The following is a 16,541-nucleotide window of genomic DNA, read 5'->3' on the forward strand; positions in this document are numbered from 1 at the left end:
AGACGGGTCACAGTTGGCCGCGCGTCCCCGCACTCCGAGATCAGAACCGGATACCTGCAGGATTGCTGGGTGATGGCCCATCATTGACAGGTGCGGGCGGGCGTGCCCTGGACGGTGCTGCGGGCGCTGGGGCCGAGGCCGCTGCTGCGGGTTCTGCCGCCTTGACGGCCACCAATGGCGTGGGCGCTGGCTGGCGGTAGTTTCGGGGCAGTGCGGATTGTTTCGGGTAGCCCGCTGCGTCCAGATACTGAATCCATTCCCCTTCGGAAAAGCCTGCGAGCTGCTGGCCGCCGATGGTGCCAAAGGGTAGGCCGGTACCGCCACTCAACCTTTGAAACGCCGCGATGTCTTCGTTGCTGGACACGGTGCGCTCAGTGAACGGGACACCCCGTGACGTGAGCAGGTTGCGCGCAGAGGTGCAGGGCGGGCAGTCGTTGCCGGTGTAGAGAGTGACCGGAAAGCGGTTGGCAACCTGGCGCAGCTCGTAGGGCAGCGCACCGTTGGCAACAGCGGGCGCCTCGTTAGCCGGGCGGGCGGGCTGCGCGTTGGCATTGGCGTCGGCGGGAGGTCGGTCCGAAAACGTCACTTTGCCATCCGGGCCGACGATGCGGTAGACGCCTTGTGCCTGCACGCTGGCGCAGGCCAGTGTCATCAGCAAAGTCGCCAACAGGGGGGCGGTCAGTGGCTTGTGCATGTTCATTCTCCTTGCTCCTTCTTTGTCGTCAGGCCTGGGTGCAACGTGTGCATTTCAGGCCGTGGGTTCGGTTCGCTCAGGCAGTCGATTCTTCCGCCATGCCCTGGTGGCGCAGCAGGGCTTCCAGGCTGGGCTCGCGGCCCCGGAAGGCCTTGAACGATTCCATCGCAGGGCGGCTGCCACCGGCTTCCAGGATGGCCTGGCGGTAGCGGCGACCCGTTTCTATACTCGGCAGACCGTCGCTTCCAGCGGTTTCCTCGAAGGCTGCGTAGGCGTCTGCACTCAGTACCTCGGCCCATTTGTAGCTGTAGTAGCCAGCGGCATACCCGCCCGCAAAGATATGGCTGAAGGTGTGTGCCGTGCGGCTGAATGCCGGGGGCTGCAGCACGGCCACTTCGCGGCGCACCTGGTCCAGCAGAGGCATGATGTCCTGGGCCGGGTCGTGTTCGGTGTGCAGCAGCATGTCGAACAGCGAGAACTCAATCTGTCGCAGCGTCTGCATGCCGCTCTGGTAGTTCTTGGCGGCAATCATCTTGTCGAACAGCGCGCGGGGCAGGGGCTCGCCCGTGTCCACATGGGCCGTCATGTGCTTGAGCACATCCCATTCCCAGCAGAAGTTCTCCATGAACTGGCTGGGCAGCTCTACCGCGTCCCACTCCACGCCGCCAATGCCCGAGACGTCGCGCTCGTTCACCTGGGTGAGCATGTGGTGCAAGCCGTGGCCGAACTCGTGGAAGAGGGTGATCACGTCGTCGTGGGTCAGCAGCGGTGGCTTGCCGTCCACGCCGCTGGCGAAGTTGCACACCAGGTGCGCCACCGGGGTTTGCAGCACGCCCGTGTCGGGGCGCAGCCAGCGTGTGCGCACATCGTCCATCCATGCGCCGCCGCGTTTGCCGGTGCGTGCAGGTTGGTCGAGGTAGAACTGGCCCACCAGCTGGGTGCCCTTATGGGCGCCCTCCGGGTGCGTGCGCTCAATGCGGTAGAACTCAACGGCTGGGTGCCAGACGGCGGCCGTGTCGCGCCGGATGGACACTTCGAACAGGGTTTCGATGATCTTGAACAGGCCTGCCAGCACCTTGGGCGCCGTGAAGTACTTCTTGACCTCCTGCTCGCTGAAGGCGTAGCGCGCTTCCTTGAGCTTTTCGGAAATGTAGGGCCAGTCCCAGGCCTGCGGATTGGCCAGGCCCAGGTGTTCGGCGGCAAACGCGCGCAGGTCGGCGATGTCCTTCTCGGCGTAAGGGCGGGCGCGTCGGGCCAGATCACGCAGGAAGGTGATCACCTGCGCCGGTGATTGGGCCATCTTGGGCACCACGGACACTTCCCCAAAATTGGCGTAGCCCAGCAGTTGGGCCTCTTCGCGGCGCAGTGCCAGGATTTCGCTGATCAGCGCTGTGTTGTCGAATTTGCGTGCATCGCCCTCAGCCTGGTCGGAGGCACGGGTCACATAGGCGCGGTAGAGCTTCTCGCGCAGGTCGCTGCGCGCGGCAAACTGCATGACCGGCAGGTAGCAGGGCATCTTCAGGGTGAGCTTGTAGCCTTCCTTGCCGTCTGCCTGTGCTGCGGCCAGCGCGGCCTGTTGCACATCGTCTGGAATGCCATCGAGCTCTTCGGCCGTGGCGTAGTAGGAGTAGGCGTCGGTGGCATCGAGGGCGTTCTCGCTGAACTTCTGGCTCAGCTCGGCCTGGCGTTCCTGGATCTGCGCAAAACGCTCCTTGGCGGCACCGGTCAGCTCCGCGCCACTCAACACAAAGTTGCGCACCGCGTTCAGGTGTGCCTGCCGCTGCTCTGCAGTCAGGGTGGCGGGGTCGATGGCCTTGTACTTGGCGTACAGGCGTTCATCGGCACCCAGGCGCGTCCAGAACTCGGTGACCTTGGGCAAGGCGGCGTTGTAGGCTGCGCGCAGTTCAGGGGTGTCGGCCACGCTGTTGAGGTGGCTGATGCTGCCCCAGGCGGTGCCCAGCCTTTCGGTGGCCACATCCAGCACTTTCGCAATCGCATCCCAGCGGGCCGGAAAGTCGGGTGCGGTGACGGTCTCCAGCGCGGCATTGGCACGCTCCAGCAGAACATCCACGGCAGGCGCCACGTCCTGCGGTGTGATGCGGTCGAAATGGGGGAGGTCCGAGAAGTCGAGAAGGGCGTTGCTCATGCGAAATCAGATGGCGCCAGATGGCGCAGGTTCAAGTTGCAAAGCCGCCGACATCGACAGCACGGACCCAGGTCAGTGCCCTGCAGTGCGCTCAGCGGCTTCGATGGTGTTCACCAGCAGCATGGTAATGGTCATGGGCCCAACCCCGCCAGGCACGGGGGTGATCCAGCCGGCCACTTCCTTGACGCCGTCAAAGTCCACGTCGCCGCAGAGTTTGCCTTCGTCATTGCGATTCATGCCCACGTCAATCACCACTGCGCCAGGCTTGACCATGTCGGCGGTCAGCACATTGCGTTTGCCGACTGCGGCCACGATCACATCGGCCTGCAGGGTTTGCGCTTTCAGGTCCATCGTGGCGCTGTGGCAGATGGTGACAGTGGCGTTCTGGCCGAGCAGCATCAGTGCCATGGGCTTGCCCACGATGTTGCTGCGGCCGATGACCACGGCATGTTTGCCCTTGAGGTCATAGCCGATGCTCTCCAGCATCTTCATGCAGCCATAGGGCGTGCAGGGCCAGAAGCCAGGCATGCCGGTCATCAGGGCTCCAGCGCTGGCGATGTGAAATCCATCCACGTCCTTGGCAGGCGAGATGGCTTCGATCACCTTCTGCGCATCAATGTGTTTGGGCAGGGGCAACTGCACCAGGATGCCGTGAATGGCCGGATCGTTGTTGAGGGCCTCCACACGGGCCAGTAACGCGGCTTCGGTCATGTCGGCCTCGTACTTTTCAAGAACGGAGTACAAGCCGCTGTCTTCGCAAGCCTTGACCTTGTTACGCACATACACCTGGCTCGCAGGGTTGTCGCCCACCAGGACAACGGCCAGCCCGGGGGTGACGCCACGGGTTTTCAGGGAGGTGGCGCGTTGCGCCACGTCGGCGCGCAGTTGGCGGGAAAGGGCGTTGCCGTCGATGAGTTGGGCTGTCATGTCAGAGAATATGAGTCAAATTGGTCGCTAGCGCTTTATCAGAAAGCGCGAGCAGCTATCAAAATGTGAGTATCAACCCTTGGGGGCGTTCTGGCCCAGGGCGATCTTGAGCAGGTCGGCCACGGTGTTGGCGTTGAGCTTTTCCATGATGTTGGCGCGGTGCGCCTCCACCGTCTTGATGCTGATGCCCAGGTCGTCGGCAATCTGCTTGTTCAGGCGACCGGCCACGATGCGTTCGAGCACCTGGGCTTCGCGGCTGGTCAGCTTGGACAGCAGGGCATCGCGGCTGGCGGCCTGCTGGTAGCCGGCGAAGGCTTCGCGGGCGTGGTCGAGCATGCGCTCGACGAGTCCGACCAGTTCTTCTTCGTCAAAAGGCTTCTGGATGAAATCCAGCGCGCCTTTCTTCATGGTGTTCACGGCCATGGGCACATCGCCGTGGCCTGTAATGAACACGATGGGCAGGGGGGACTTGCGCTCGATCAGTCGATCCTGAAGCTCCAGGCCCGTCATGCCGCCCATGCGGATGTCCACAATCAGGCAGGCGACTTCGCGGGGGTCGTAGCGTGAGAGAAAGGTCTCGGCCGAATCAAAGCAACGCACCCGGTAGTCCTTGCCTTCCAGCAGCCACTGCAGGGAATCGCGAACTGCCTCGTCGTCGTCCACAACGTAGACAGTGCCTTTTTTCGGAATCAAGCTCATGCAATTGTCCTTGGTTTTTGAATGTTTGCTACAGAATTTGTAGTGGCATCAGCAGGCTTGGCAAGCGGCAGCCAGAAGGAGAACTTGCAGCCCGTGACCTCGGATCCATTGTAGAGGTTCTCCGCAAGCATCCTGCCCTGGTGCGACTCGACGATGCTGCGGCACAGATTGAGGCCCATGCCCATGCCTTCTTCCTTGGTGGAGAAGAAGGCTTCGAAGAGGCGCTCCAGCACTTCGGGGGCCAGGCCCTTGCCGGTGTCCTGCACCGAAAATTCCACCACTTCGCGGTCTTCGACGTGTTTGGGCACCACGCGCAGCTCCACGCTGCGACCCGACGGTGGACGGTTGGCGTGCTGGATGGCTTCGGCGCCGTTCTTCATCAGGTTGACCAGCACCTGCTCGATCAGGATGGTGTCCACCATCACGGGCGGCAGGCGGGCGGCCACATAGTGCGTCAGGCGCACGTTGTGTCGGCGCAGCTCGATGTCGGCCAGCTCCACGGCTTCGTTGACCATCGAATGCACGTCGGCCAGGGTGCGGTTGGGCTCGCTCTTCTTCACAAAGGCCCGGATGCGCTGGATGATCTGGCCCGCGCGCTGGGCCTGGTGGGCGGTCTTTTGCAGTGCCGTGAGCAGCGCTTCTTCGGTCAGCTGGCCACTCTGGATGCGCGAGACCATGCCACTGCAGTAATTGTTGATGGCCGTGAGCGGCTGGTTCAATTCGTGCGCCACGCTGGAGGCCATCTCGCCCATGGTGATGAGGCGGCTGACGGATTGGGCGCGCTCGGCCTGGCGCGCCGCCTGCTCCTCGGCCTGGCGGCGGGGGGTGATGTCGGTGGCAATCACCATCTGGGCCAGTCGGCCGTCCACCCAGTTGAGGTAGCGCGAACGTACTTCGAGCCACTTTCCCAGGTCGGGCAGGTAGATTTCGGCGTTCTCGGTGCGGGCACTGGTGAGTGGGTCGGTGGGCAGGCCCATGAGTCCGTCTTCGTCGTCCATGCCCGTATGCTCTGTGCCCGCCACGGGCACCACGCCCGCCTGCGCCACCAGCTGCAGGTGGCCGCCGGTCTGCGAGCCGAACCATTGGCGGTAGAGCTTGTTGGCGAACAGCAGTTCTTCGCTGCCCAGCGGCGCCACGGACACCGAGGCGTCCAGCGATTCCAGCACGATGGTGAAGCGCTCGTGCGATGCGGAAAGCTGTTCGCGGATGCGGTTGGGCTCGGTGATGTCCGTCATCGAGGTCATCCAGCCCGTCTGCTGGCCGTGTGCATCGATCAGGGGCGACACGTAGAGCCGTGCATCGAAAAGAGTGCCGCTTTTGCGCCGCACCCGCACCTGGAAGCCGCCCACAATGGTTTTACCGGACAGTTCGTCGCGCAGCTTGGCGTGCAGGGCTTCGTGGTCGGAGTCGGGCCAATAGGGGAAGGGTGCTTTCAGGCCCACCAATTCGGCCTCGCTCCAGCCAGTCATCTGGCAGAAAGCGGCGTTCACATAGGTGATGCGGCCTTCCATGTCCAGCGCGCGCATGCCCGTCAGGATGGAGTTCTCCATCGCGCGGCGGAAGTTCGTCTCTGCGACCAGGGCCTGCTGGGCCTGCATGCGGCGGCGGGTGTGGCGCCAGGTGGCGATCAGCATCCAGGCCGTCATCGCGCTCAGCGTGCCCACCAGCCAGAACAGCCCACTGCCCACCACGCCCAGCGAGGTGCGGTAGGCCTGCGCCTTGAGCACCAGCCCGTTGCCCACCGGGGAGACGGGGACCTCGTATTCGTTGGCGCGGGGTGACCAAGGCAGGAGCTGTGTGGCCGTGTTGCGCGGTCCCAGGGGGGTTCCGGCCAGCACCTGGTTCTTGCCATCGAGCAGCGTGACGGCGTAGCGCGCCAGCACCTCGGTCGGCGTGCCGTAGCGCAGCAGGCTGTCGATGGAGTATTCGCCCAGCACCACCCCGCTGAATTTGCCCTGGTTGTTCAAAGGCACCTGCAGCTGGAGCAGCGGGGTTGAATCGCCCGAGGTTGCGGCCGGCTGGGCGTACACCGGCTGTTGCAGGTCGCGGGCCAGGCCAAAGGTGTCGGCCGTGTCGCCGGGTTTGAGCACTTCGCCGGCAATGCGCAACTCGCTGCTGGCCAGCGTGGGCGCTGCATGGCTGGCACGGATGCGGCGGCGCTCGTCGATCCAGGTGATGGCCTGCAGTTCGGGGTATTGGCTGATCAGGCTTTCGGCACGGCTCACAAACTCCGTGCGTTCCAGCTCCTGGTTGGACAGGTCACGCGCAATGCGCATGAGCTGTTCCTGCCGCTCCAGCAGCCGCAGGCGCACGCGCTGTTGCGCGTATTCCACGTCACGCCGTAGGGCTTCTTGTTCGCGCTCGGCCTCTTCGGCGCGCAAATACCAGAACGCCGCCACGATGGCGGCCAGAAACATCAGCACGGCAGCCAAGGGTGCCAGCGCTGCAAACCGGTCCTGCCGGGTTGGCGACAACCCGCGCCACCACTTGCGCCACCAGCGGGCGGGCGCCGCCACGACCATGGCTGTGGGGGAGGGGTGAGGGGGCAGGGAATCCATCCTTCAAGTGTAGGGGAGCCGCAGCCTGGAATCCGGGGCACGTGCAATGTGCGTTCGCAGCATTTTCTTGCAATATGAAATGCATGGGCACCATTTGAAATTCTAAAAAAATATGCGAAACTAGAGCCAACGTACTAAATTGCTGCCACACCTACAGGAGACAAAGCATGTCAGCTCAGCCCGACCCTCAGGCCGGAAACGGCAACGCGCCCGCCACCGATACCGACCAACAGGAAACCCGTGAGTGGATGGATGCGCTGTCCGCCGTCATCGACAAAGAGGGGGCCGAGCGCGCCCACTACCTGCTGGAGCAATTGCTGGAACACGCCCGCCAGAACAGCGTGGACCTGCCGTTCTCGGCCAATACCGGCTACGTGAACACCATAGAGCCCAGCCAGGAGGCACGCAGCCCCGGCAACCTTGAAATCGAACAGCGCCTGCGCGCCTACATGCGCTGGAACGCCATGGCCATGGTGGTCAAGGCCAACCGCCATCACCCGCCCGAAGGTGGCGATCTGGGCGGCCACATCGGCTCCTTTGCCTCGCTGGCCAGCATGTTTGGCGCGGGCTTCAACCATTTCTGGCATGCCGAGAGCGAGAACCACGGCGGTGACCTGCTTTACATCCAGGGCCACGTATCGCCCGGTATTTATGCCCGCGCCTACCTGGAAGGCCGCCTGAGCGAAGAGCAGTTGCTCAACTTCCGCCAGGAAGTGGACGGCAAGGGCCTGTCGAGCTACCCGCACCCCAAGCTCATGCCCGAGTTCTGGCAGTTCCCCACGGTGTCGATGGGCCTGGGCCCGCTGATGGCCATCTACCAGGCGCGTTTCCTCAAGTACCTGCACGCCCGTGGCATCGCCAATACCGAAAACCGCAAGGTCTGGGTGTTCTGCGGCGACGGTGAAATGGACGAGGTCGAATCCCTGGGCGCCATTGGCCTGGCAGCGCGTGAGAAGCTCGACAACCTGGTGTTTGTCATCAACTGCAACCTGCAGCGCCTGGACGGCCCCGTGCGTGGCAACGGCAAGATCATTCAAGAGCTCGAAGGCGAGTTCCGCGGAGCGGGCTGGAACGTCATCAAACTCATCTGGGGCAAGGGCTGGGACGAGTTGCTCGCCAAAGACCATGATGGCGCGCTGCGCAAGCTCATGATGGAAACCAACGACGGCGACTACCAGGCCATGAAGGCCAACGACGGTGCCTACGTGCGCAAGAACTTCTTCGGCCGCGACCCTCGCACCCTGAAGATGGTCGAGCACATGACCGACGACGAGATCTGGAACCTGCAGCGCGGCGGCCACGATTCGCAAAAGGTCTATGCCGCATTCCATGCCGCCCAAAACCATGGCGGCCAGCCTTCCGTCCTGCTGGTCAAGACCGTCAAGGGCTTTGGCATGGGCAAGATTGGCGAAGCCAAGAATACGGTTCACCAGACCAAGAAGCTCAGCGACGAAGACATCAAGGCCTTCCGTGATCGCTTCAACATCCCGATCCCCGACAGCCAGCTTGCCGAACTGCCCTTCTACAAGCCCGCCGACGACACCCCGGAAATGAAGTACCTGCACGAGCGCCGCAAGGCCTTGGGCGGCTACCTGCCACACCGCCGCGTGAAGGCCGACGAGAGCTTCACCGTGCCTGCGCTGGACACCTTCAAGGCCATCCTGGAGGCTACGCCCGAAGGCCGCGAAATCTCCACCACGCAAGCCTACGTGCGCTTTCTCACGCAGCTGCTGCGCGACCAGGCCCTGGGCCCGCGCGTGGTGCCCATCCTGGTGGACGAAGCCCGTACCTTCGGCATGGAAGGCCTGTTCCGCCAGATCGGCATCTACAACCCCGCAGGTCAGCAGTACACCCCGGTCGATAAAGACCAGGTCATGTACTACAAGGAAGACAAGGCCGGCCAGATCCTGCAAGAGGGCATCAACGAAGCCGGCGGCATGAGCAGCTGGATCGCGGCGGCCACCAGCTACAGCACGAACAACCGGATCATGATCCCGTTCTACGTGTACTACTCGATGTTCGGCTTCCAGCGCATTGGCGATCTGGCCTGGGCGGCGGGTGACATGCAAGCCCGTGGATTCTTGCTGGGCGGCACCTCAGGCCGCACCACGCTCAACGGCGAAGGCCTGCAGCACGAAGATGGCCACAGCCACATCCTGGCCAACACCATCCCCAACTGCGTGAGCTACGACCCGACCTTTGCGCACGAAGTCGCGGTGATCATGCACGACGGCATGAAGCGCATGGTCGAGCGCCAGGAAAACGTCTTCTACTACCTGACGCTGTTGAACGAAAACTACCCCATGCCCGGCCTGCAACCCGGCACCGAAGAGCAGATCATCAAGGGCATGTACCTGTGCAAACAGGCGCCCGCACTGCCCAAGGATGCGCCCACCGTGCAACTGCTGGGCAGCGGCACCATCCTGCGCGAATCGTTCTTTGCGCAAGAACTGCTTGAAAAGGACTGGGGCGTGGCCGCTTCGGTGTGGAGCTGCCCAAGCTTCAACGAACTGACCCGCGACGGCCAGAACGCCGAGCGCTGGAGCCTGCTGCACCCGACCGAAGAAGCGAAGGTGCCTTTCGTCACGCAGCAACTGTCCGCATCGCAAGGTCCCGTGGTCGCGTCCACCGACTACATGAAGGCCTACGCCGAGCAGATCCGCCCCTTCATCCCCAAGGGCCGTACCTACAAGGTGCTGGGCACCGACGGCTTTGGCCGCAGCGACTTCCGCAGCAAGCTGCGCGAGCATTTCGAGATCAACCGCCACTACATCGTGGTCGCTGCGCTCAAGGCGCTGAGCGAAGACGGCGTGCTGCCCGCCACCAAGGTGGCCGAGGCGATTGCCAAGTACAACATCCAGGCCGACAAGGTCAACCCGCTGTACGCGTAAACCGAACGGAGACAACAATGGCATTGGTAGACATTCAAGTCCCGGACATCGGGGATTTCGACGAAGTGGGCGTGATCGAACTGCTGGTCAAGGTGGGCGACACGGTCAAGGCCGAGCAGTCGCTCATCACCGTCGAATCGGACAAGGCATCGATGGAGATTCCGTCCAGCCACGCGGGCGTGGTCAAGGAACTCAAGATCGCCCTGGGCGACAAGGTCAAGCAGGGCTCTGTGATTGCCGTGGTCGAGTCGGCAGACGCGGTTGCCTCAGCCCCGGCTGCTGCGCCAGCCCCTGCCGCTGTTGCACCCGCCCCCGTTGCGGCCGCTGCGCCAGCACCGGTTGCACCCGCTGCAGCCCCTGCAACTGCAGGCTCGGTGGAAGTGCGCGTGCCCGACATTGGCGACTTCAAGGACGTGGCCGTCATTGAGTTGCTGGTCAAGGTGGGCGACACCATCAAGCTCGAACAATCGCTGTTCACCGTCGAATCCGACAAGGCCTCCATGGAGATTCCGTCGCCCGCCGCTGGCGTGGTCAAGGAGCTCAAGGTCAAGATTGGGGACACCGTCAACATCGGCGACTTGGTGGCCTTGCTGGAAGGGGTGGCGGGCAGTGCGCCTGCTGCCGCTGCAGCGCCGGCGGCGCCGGCGGCGGCTCCCGCTGCTGCGCCTGTTGCAGCCCCCGCACCGGTTGCAGCAGCCGTTGCACCGGTCGCCGCTACGGCCTCCGTGCCCGCCCACCAGCCTGGCACGCCCACAGCGGGCCTGCCGCACGCATCGCCCTCGGTGCGCAAGTTCGCCCGCGAGCTGGGTGTGCCCATCGATGAAGTCAAGGGCAGTGGCCCCAAGGGCCGTATCACGCAAGACGACGTGCAGTCCTTCACCAAGCAGGTGATGTCGGGTGCCACCCAAACCAAGGCGCAGGCTGCCAAGGCGCCTGCCGCATCCGGTGGCTCTGGCGGTTCCGGTGTGGGCCTGGATCTGCTGCCCTGGCCCAAGGTCGACTTCACCAAGTTCGGCCCCGTCGAGCGCAAGGACCTCTCGCGCATCAAGAAGATCAGCGGCGCCAACCTGCACCGCAACTGGGTCGTCATCCCGCACGTCACCAACCACGACGATGCGGACATCACCGACCTCGAAGCCTTCCGCGTGCAGTTCAACAAAGAGAACGAGAAGAGTGGCGTGAAGGTCACCATGCTCGCCTTCATGATCAAGGCCACCGTGGCCGCGCTCAAGAAGTTCCCCGAGTTCAACAGCTCGCTCGACGGCGACCAGCTGGTGCTCAAGCAGTACTTCCACATCGGCTTTGCGGCCGACACGCCCAACGGCCTCGTTGTGCCCGTCATCCGCGACGCCGACCAAAAGGGCATCGTCCAGATCTCGCAAGAGATGGGCGACCTGGCAAAGAAGGCGCGCGACGGCAAGCTCGGCCCGGCAGACATGACCGGTGGCTGCTTCTCCATCAGCTCGCTGGGCGGCATTGGCGGGCGCTATTTCACGCCCATCATCAACGCGCCCGAAGTCGCCATCATGGGCGTGTGCAAGAGCAGCATCGAACCGAAATGGGACGGCAAGCAGTTCGCACCGCGCCTGATGCTGCCGCTGTCGCTCAGCTGGGACCACCGCGTGATCGATGGCGCGGCCGCCGCACGCTTCAACGTGTACTTTGCCTCGCTGCTGGCGGACTTCCGCCGCATCGTGATGTAACGAAAGGGCAAGACACACCATGGCAATCATCGACATCAAGGTGCCCGACATCGGCGACTTCGCCGAAGTGGCCATCATCGAAGTGCTGGTCAAACCCGGCGACACCATCAAGGCCGAGCAAAGCCTGATCACCGTGGAGTCCGACAAGGCCTCCATGGAGATCCCGTCCAGCCATGCTGGGGTTGTGAAGGAGCTGAAAGTGAAGCTGGGCGACAAGATCGCCGAAGGCTCGGTGGTGTTGACGCTGGAAGTGCAGGGCGCAGGTGCTGCAGCTCCAGCGCCTGCTGCAGCCCCAGCCCCCACCGCTTCTGAACAAAAAACGGCCCCTGCGCCCACTAGTCAAGCCCCAGCAGCTATCAATCCAGTAGCATCCAGCTTCGCGGGTGCGGCTGACCTCGACTGCGACGTGCTCGTGCTCGGCGGCGGCCCCGGCGGCTACTCGGCTGCCTTCCGCGCGGCCGACCTGGGCCTCAAGGTCATCATCGTCGAGCGCTACGCCACCCTGGGCGGCGTGTGCCTGAACGTTGGCTGCATCCCCTCCAAGGCGCTGCTGCACGTGGCAGCCGTCATGGACGAAGTGAGCCACATGGCCGACCTGGGCGTGGACTTTGGCGCGCCCGCCGTCAACATCGACAAGCTGCGCGGCCACAAAGAGAAAGTCATCGGCAAGCTCACCGGCGGCCTGGCCGCCATGGCCAAGATGCGCAAGGTGACCACCGTGCGCGGCTACGGTGCTTTTGTCGGCGCCAACCACCTTGAAGTGGAAGAGACCACCGGCACCGGCCAGGAGAAGACGGGCACCAAGAAGGTCATCGCCTTCAAGAAGGCCATCATCGCCGCCGGAAGTCAGGCCGTGCGCCTGCCCTTCATGCCCGACGATCCACGCGTGGTCGACTCCACCGGCGCCCTGGCGCTCAAGGAAGTGCCCAAGCGCATGCTGATTTTGGGCGGCGGCATCATCGGCCTCGAAATGGGCACCGTGTACAGCACGCTGGGCGCGCGCCTCGATGTGGTCGAAATGATGGACGGCCTGATGCAGGGCGCCGACCGCGATCTCGTCAAGATCTGGCAGAAGATGAATGCCAAGCGCTTCGACAACATCATGTTGAAGACGAAAACCGTGGGTGCCGAAGCCACGCCCGAAGGCATCAAAGTCACGTTCGCGCCAGCGGAAGAGGGCGGCACCGCCCCCGAGCCGCAGGTGTACGACCTGGTGCTGCAGGCTGTGGGCCGCACACCCAACGGCAAGAAGATTGCCGCCGAAAAGGCAGGCGTTGCCGTGACGGACCGCGGCTTCATCAACGTCGACATCCAGATGCGCACCAACGTGCCGCACATCTTCGCCATCGGCGACATCGTGGGCCAGCCCATGCTGGCGCACAAGGCGGTGCATGAGGCGCATGTGGCGGCAGAAGTGATTGCTGGTGAACTGCAGGGCAACAAGGAACTGGCCTCCGCCGCCTTCAACGCCCGCGTGATTCCGTCGGTGGCCTACACCGACCCCGAAGTGGCATGGGTGGGCCTCACCGAAGACCAGGCCAAGGCGCAAGGCATCAAGGTCAAGAAGGGCCTGTTCCCCTGGACGGCCTCCGGCCGCGCCATCGCCAACGGCCGCGACGAGGGCGTGACCAAGCTGCTGTTCGACGACTCGCCCGAGGTCCATGGCCACGGCAAGATCCTGGGCGGCGGCATGGTCGGCACGCATGCGGGCGACATGATCGGCGAGATCGCCCTGGCCATCGAGATGGGCGCCGACGCCGTGGACATCGGCAAGACCATCCATCCGCACCCCACGCTGGGCGAAAGCATCGGCATGGCGGCGGAGATTGCGCACGGCAGCTGCACGGATGTTCCGCCGCAGAAGAAATAAGTAGCCAGCTTCTCAGCTTCTAGCGAGTAGACAAAGCCCGAACCGGTAACGGTTCGGGCTTTTGCGCATTGCGCGCCCCTGCAATCGTTGCAAAATGTTGCTGATTGGTATTGACTGAAGCGATCGCCGGTCTCCCAGGCGGGCGTACGACGACCACCAGCAGATTGTTGATCTGGAAGCAGGATGCCCGTAACGCCAACCATCGCCGCTCAGCCTGACGATGACCCGAACCTTGCCTGGGTGCTGCTGGGTAAGGGGCTGGACCTGTATCAGGATGCCGTACTCATACTGGGCGAAGAGGGCCGCTTCGTCTATGTGAACGATGCCGCCACCCGCGCCCTGGAATACAGCCGCGAGGCGCTGCTGACGATGGGGCCGCCGGACATCGATCCGAACATTTCCAGGGAGCGGTGCCAGGAAATACTGCAAAGCCCGGAGGGCCAGGCTTTTGTCATCGACACGGTGCACAAGACCCAGAGCGGCAAACAGATTGCCGTGCAGGTGCACGGTGTGACGCTGCGGCGGGAGGGGCGCTTGTTTGCCGTCTCCATCGTTCGCGACATGTCGGAAGCCCAACGAATGCAGGAGGCCCTTCAGCAGCGCCAGCAGTATTGGCGCACCCTGCTGGACGAGTTCCCATTTTTTGTCTGGCTCAAGGACGAGCACAGCCGTTTGCTGGCAGCCAATATCGCGTACGCCAGAGTGGCGCGGGTGGCCTCCACGGCGGAACTGGAGGGCCGGACTGAATTCGATTTCTTCCCCAAGGATTTGGCGGAAACGTATGTGGCCGACGACAAGGCTGTCATGGCGGCGGGCGTGGCCCACTATGTGGAAGAGCTGTACGTCGATGAGCACGGGCAGCGGCGCTGGATGGAGGTGTGGAAGTCTCCGCTGCACCAGCATGGCAAGGTGGTGGGCACGGTGGGATATTCCAGAGATATCACGGACCGCAAGCACACCGAGAGTGAACTTCAGAAAGCGCTGGCCTTTGCCCAGGGGGTGATTGATGCCTTTCCGGACTTGTTGTTCGAAACCGACCGGGAAGGCCGTTACCTGAATATCTGGACGCGCAACCCCGAGTTATTGGCGGCCAGCCGGGAGGCTTTGCTGGGGCGGACGCTGCAGGAAGTGCTGTCTCCTGAAAGTGTGGCGATTGCCGAGATGGCGTTCGCGGAGGCAGAGCACAAAGGCGTGTCGTTGGGCCATGTCATATCGGTTGCGACCTCTCTGGGCCCGCGCTGGTTTGAACTGTCGGTATCGCAAATGCGCACCAGCGTGGATGCGCGCCCGCATTTCATTACGGTCTCCCGCGATGTAACGCAACGGCTGGAACTGCAGGATGAGCTGACCTTGCGGGAGCGTGAGTACCGTACCCTGGTCGAAAACTCTCCCGATGTGATTGCCCGTTTTGATCTTCAGTTCGGCTGCCGGTATGCCAACCCGGTGTTGCTGAAGGCGGTGGGGCGGCTTGACACCGGCGCGCTGGGATGCTCGCCCCATGCGCTCTGGGGGCAAGAGGTTGGGGCAAAGTTGGCGCAACATCTGGTGCAGGTGGTGGACAGCAAGACGCCTGTCGAGTTGGAGCTCCAGTGGTCTGATGCGCTGGGGCGCCGCATCTGCAGTTTGGTGAGTTTGACCCCCGAGTTGGACGACGACGCCAGCGTCTCGAGCGTGTTGCTGGTGGGGCGGGATATCGGTGAACTGAAGGCCTACCAGGACAAGGTCCACCAGATGGCTTTCTACGACGCGCTGACGGGGATGCCCAACCGCGTGCTGTTCCATGACCGGCTGGCGCAAATGCTGAAGGATGCGGCCTACCACCGCGCTCAGGCGGGTGTGATGGTGGTGGACCTGGACCGCTTCAAGCAGATCAACGACACCATGGGCCATGCGGCGGGAGACGCGTTGCTCAAGGAGGTCTCCCTGCGCCTGCGCGCCAGTGTGCGCACTTATGACACCGTAGCCAGGCTGGGAGGGGACGAGTTCGGCATGCTGTTGCCAAAGATCCATACCGGCAGCCATCTGGCGCGTGTGGCGGGGAAGGTGAAGACCGCCTTCAACCAGAGCTTTTGGCTGGAGGGGCAGGAAATTTTCGTCTCCTGCAGTGTCGGTATTGCGGTGTACCCGACGGACAGTGAGGCGGCAGAAGAGCTGCTCAAGTACGCAGATTCGGCGATGTACTCCGCCAAACGCTCCGGGCGAAACAGCTTCCGGTTTTACTCCAGGGATATGACCGAGCATGCCCAGCAGCGGCTGACCCTGGAGTTCGACCTGCGCCGTGCGCTCCAGCGCGATGAACTGGCACTGCACTACCAGCCCAAGGTGCTGCTGGCGTCCGGCGCAACGGTCGGCTGTGAGGCGCTTTTGCGCTGGACGCATCCTCGCCTGGGCCAGGTGTCTCCGGAGTTGTTCATCCCGGTGGCAGAAGACGCTGGCTTGATCAACCAGCTGGGCGCCTGGGTGTTGCGCGAATCCTGCTCGACCGCCGTCGCCTGGAATGCCGGGGCCACACAGCCACGCAAGGTGGCGGTCAATCTGTCGGCCCGCCAGATCCAGGCCTCCGGCCTGGTGGCGCAGGTGAAGGAAATCGTGTCCCAAACGCGTTGCAAGCCCCAGTGGCTGGAGTTTGAGATTACCGAGAGCCTGCTCCTTGACGAGGACGGTGTTGCAGTCAAGGCTCTGCAGGCCCTGCGCGACATGGGGGCCACCATCGCGATCGATGACTTCGGCACCGGGTATTCGGCGCTGTCCTATCTGGCCCGCTTCCCCATCGATACGCTCAAAATCGACAAATCGTTCATCCACTCCGCGACCACTGACCATTTCAGGGCCGAGCTCATCAAGGCCATCTTGTCGATCGCGCGCTGCTTGAACCAGGAGGTGGTGGCGGAAGGCGTGGAAACGCCCGAGCAGGCAGACTTCCTGGCGGCGGAAGGATGCCAGTTGGCTCAGGGCTTTCTGTTCAGCAAAGCGGTGCCACGAGAGCAATTGCTGGGCATGTTTGGCGCCTGACAGGAGCCCGCTGGGCTGGCCACGATCCGCCCGCACCGCGC

The 16,541-nt window shown here is 63.4% G+C and carries 9 protein-coding genes; 4 read left to right on the forward strand and 5 right to left on the reverse strand.

Features of this window, described 5'->3' with window-relative positions; all coding sequences use genetic code 11:
- Positions 1 to 40: 40 nt before the first annotated feature.
- From ACSQ22_RS25655 to ACSQ22_RS25675, 5 genes are all read right to left on the reverse strand, one after another.
- Entirely contained in the window at positions 41 to 694 is a 654-nt protein-coding gene (locus ACSQ22_RS25655) for a DUF4124 domain-containing protein (protein WP_436131908.1), read from the reverse strand.
- Positions 695 to 770: 76 nt separating this feature from the next.
- On the reverse strand, positions 771 to 2,840 hold the full coding sequence (locus tag ACSQ22_RS25660; protein ID WP_436131909.1) for a M3 family metallopeptidase: 2,070 nt from the start codon (positions 2,838 to 2,840) through the stop codon (positions 771 to 773).
- Between the two features lie 72 nt (positions 2,841 to 2,912).
- The gene (gene folD, locus ACSQ22_RS25665; protein WP_436131910.1) at positions 2,913 to 3,767 is read right to left on the reverse strand and encodes a bifunctional methylenetetrahydrofolate dehydrogenase/methenyltetrahydrofolate cyclohydrolase FolD; all 855 of its coding nucleotides are present in this window, start codon (positions 3,765 to 3,767) and stop codon (positions 2,913 to 2,915) included.
- Positions 3,768 to 3,839: 72 nt separating this feature from the next.
- Complete coding sequence (locus ACSQ22_RS25670) at positions 3,840 to 4,466, reverse strand: response regulator transcription factor (protein ID WP_007848524.1); 627 nt, start codon at positions 4,464 to 4,466, stop codon at positions 3,840 to 3,842.
- Positions 4,463 to 7,024 carry a PAS domain S-box protein gene (locus tag ACSQ22_RS25675; protein ID WP_055395892.1) on the reverse strand — a complete coding sequence of 854 codons (2,562 nt, stop codon included), beginning with the start codon at positions 7,022 to 7,024 and terminating at the stop codon, positions 4,463 to 4,465. The genes ACSQ22_RS25670 and ACSQ22_RS25675 overlap by 4 nt, the downstream gene beginning before the upstream one ends.
- Before the next feature lie 167 nt (positions 7,025 to 7,191).
- Between ACSQ22_RS25675 and aceE the strand changes: the two genes are divergently transcribed.
- The 4 genes from aceE to ACSQ22_RS25695 all read left to right on the forward strand — a co-directional run bounded on the left by aceE (position 7,192) and on the right by ACSQ22_RS25695 (position 16,500).
- Positions 7,192 to 9,915 (forward strand): pyruvate dehydrogenase (acetyl-transferring), homodimeric type, encoded by a 2,724-nt coding sequence (aceE, locus tag ACSQ22_RS25680; RefSeq protein WP_055395894.1) that lies wholly within the window; start codon positions 7,192 to 7,194, stop codon positions 9,913 to 9,915.
- 17 nt (positions 9,916 to 9,932) lie between these two features.
- On the forward strand, positions 9,933 to 11,618 hold the full coding sequence (gene aceF, locus ACSQ22_RS25685) for a dihydrolipoyllysine-residue acetyltransferase (RefSeq protein WP_436131911.1): 1,686 nt from the start codon (positions 9,933 to 9,935) through the stop codon (positions 11,616 to 11,618).
- A gap of 19 nt (positions 11,619 to 11,637) precedes the next feature.
- Positions 11,638 to 13,488, forward strand: coding sequence for a dihydrolipoyl dehydrogenase (gene lpdA, locus ACSQ22_RS25690; RefSeq protein WP_436131912.1), 1,851 nt, complete (start codon positions 11,638 to 11,640; stop codon positions 13,486 to 13,488).
- A 240-nt stretch (positions 13,489 to 13,728) separates the two neighbouring features.
- Complete coding sequence (locus ACSQ22_RS25695; RefSeq protein ID WP_436131913.1) at positions 13,729 to 16,500, forward strand: EAL domain-containing protein; 2,772 nt, start codon at positions 13,729 to 13,731, stop codon at positions 16,498 to 16,500.
- Positions 16,501 to 16,541 lie beyond the last annotated feature (41 nt).

It is taken from the genome of Acidovorax sp. LjRoot38 (genome assembly GCF_964252975.1).
Lineage (GTDB): Bacteria > Pseudomonadota > Gammaproteobacteria > Burkholderiales > Burkholderiaceae_C > Acidovorax > Acidovorax facilis.

Bases quoted from the DNA above. Each gene is read 5' to 3' on its own strand.
- folD (WP_436131910.1), bottom strand. From the start codon at position 3,767: ATGACAGCCCAACTCATCGACGGCAACGCCCTTTCCCGCCAACTGCGC.
- lpdA (WP_436131912.1), top strand. From the start codon at position 11,638: ATGGCAATCATCGACATCAAGGTGCCCGACATCGGCGACTTCGCCGAA.
- ACSQ22_RS25670 (WP_007848524.1), bottom strand. From the start codon at position 4,466: ATGAGCTTGATTCCGAAAAAAGGCACTGTCTACGTTGTGGACGACGAC.
- aceF (WP_436131911.1), top strand. From the start codon at position 9,933: ATGGCATTGGTAGACATTCAAGTCCCGGACATCGGGGATTTCGACGAA.
- ACSQ22_RS25660 (WP_436131909.1), bottom strand. From the start codon at position 2,840: ATGAGCAACGCCCTTCTCGACTTCTCGGACCTCCCCCATTTCGACCGC.
- aceE (WP_055395894.1), top strand. From the start codon at position 7,192: ATGTCAGCTCAGCCCGACCCTCAGGCCGGAAACGGCAACGCGCCCGCC.
- ACSQ22_RS25655 (WP_436131908.1), bottom strand. From the start codon at position 694: ATGCACAAGCCACTGACCGCCCCCCTGTTGGCGACTTTGCTGATGACA.
- ACSQ22_RS25675 (WP_055395892.1), bottom strand. From the start codon at position 7,024: ATGGATTCCCTGCCCCCTCACCCCTCCCCCACAGCCATGGTCGTGGCG.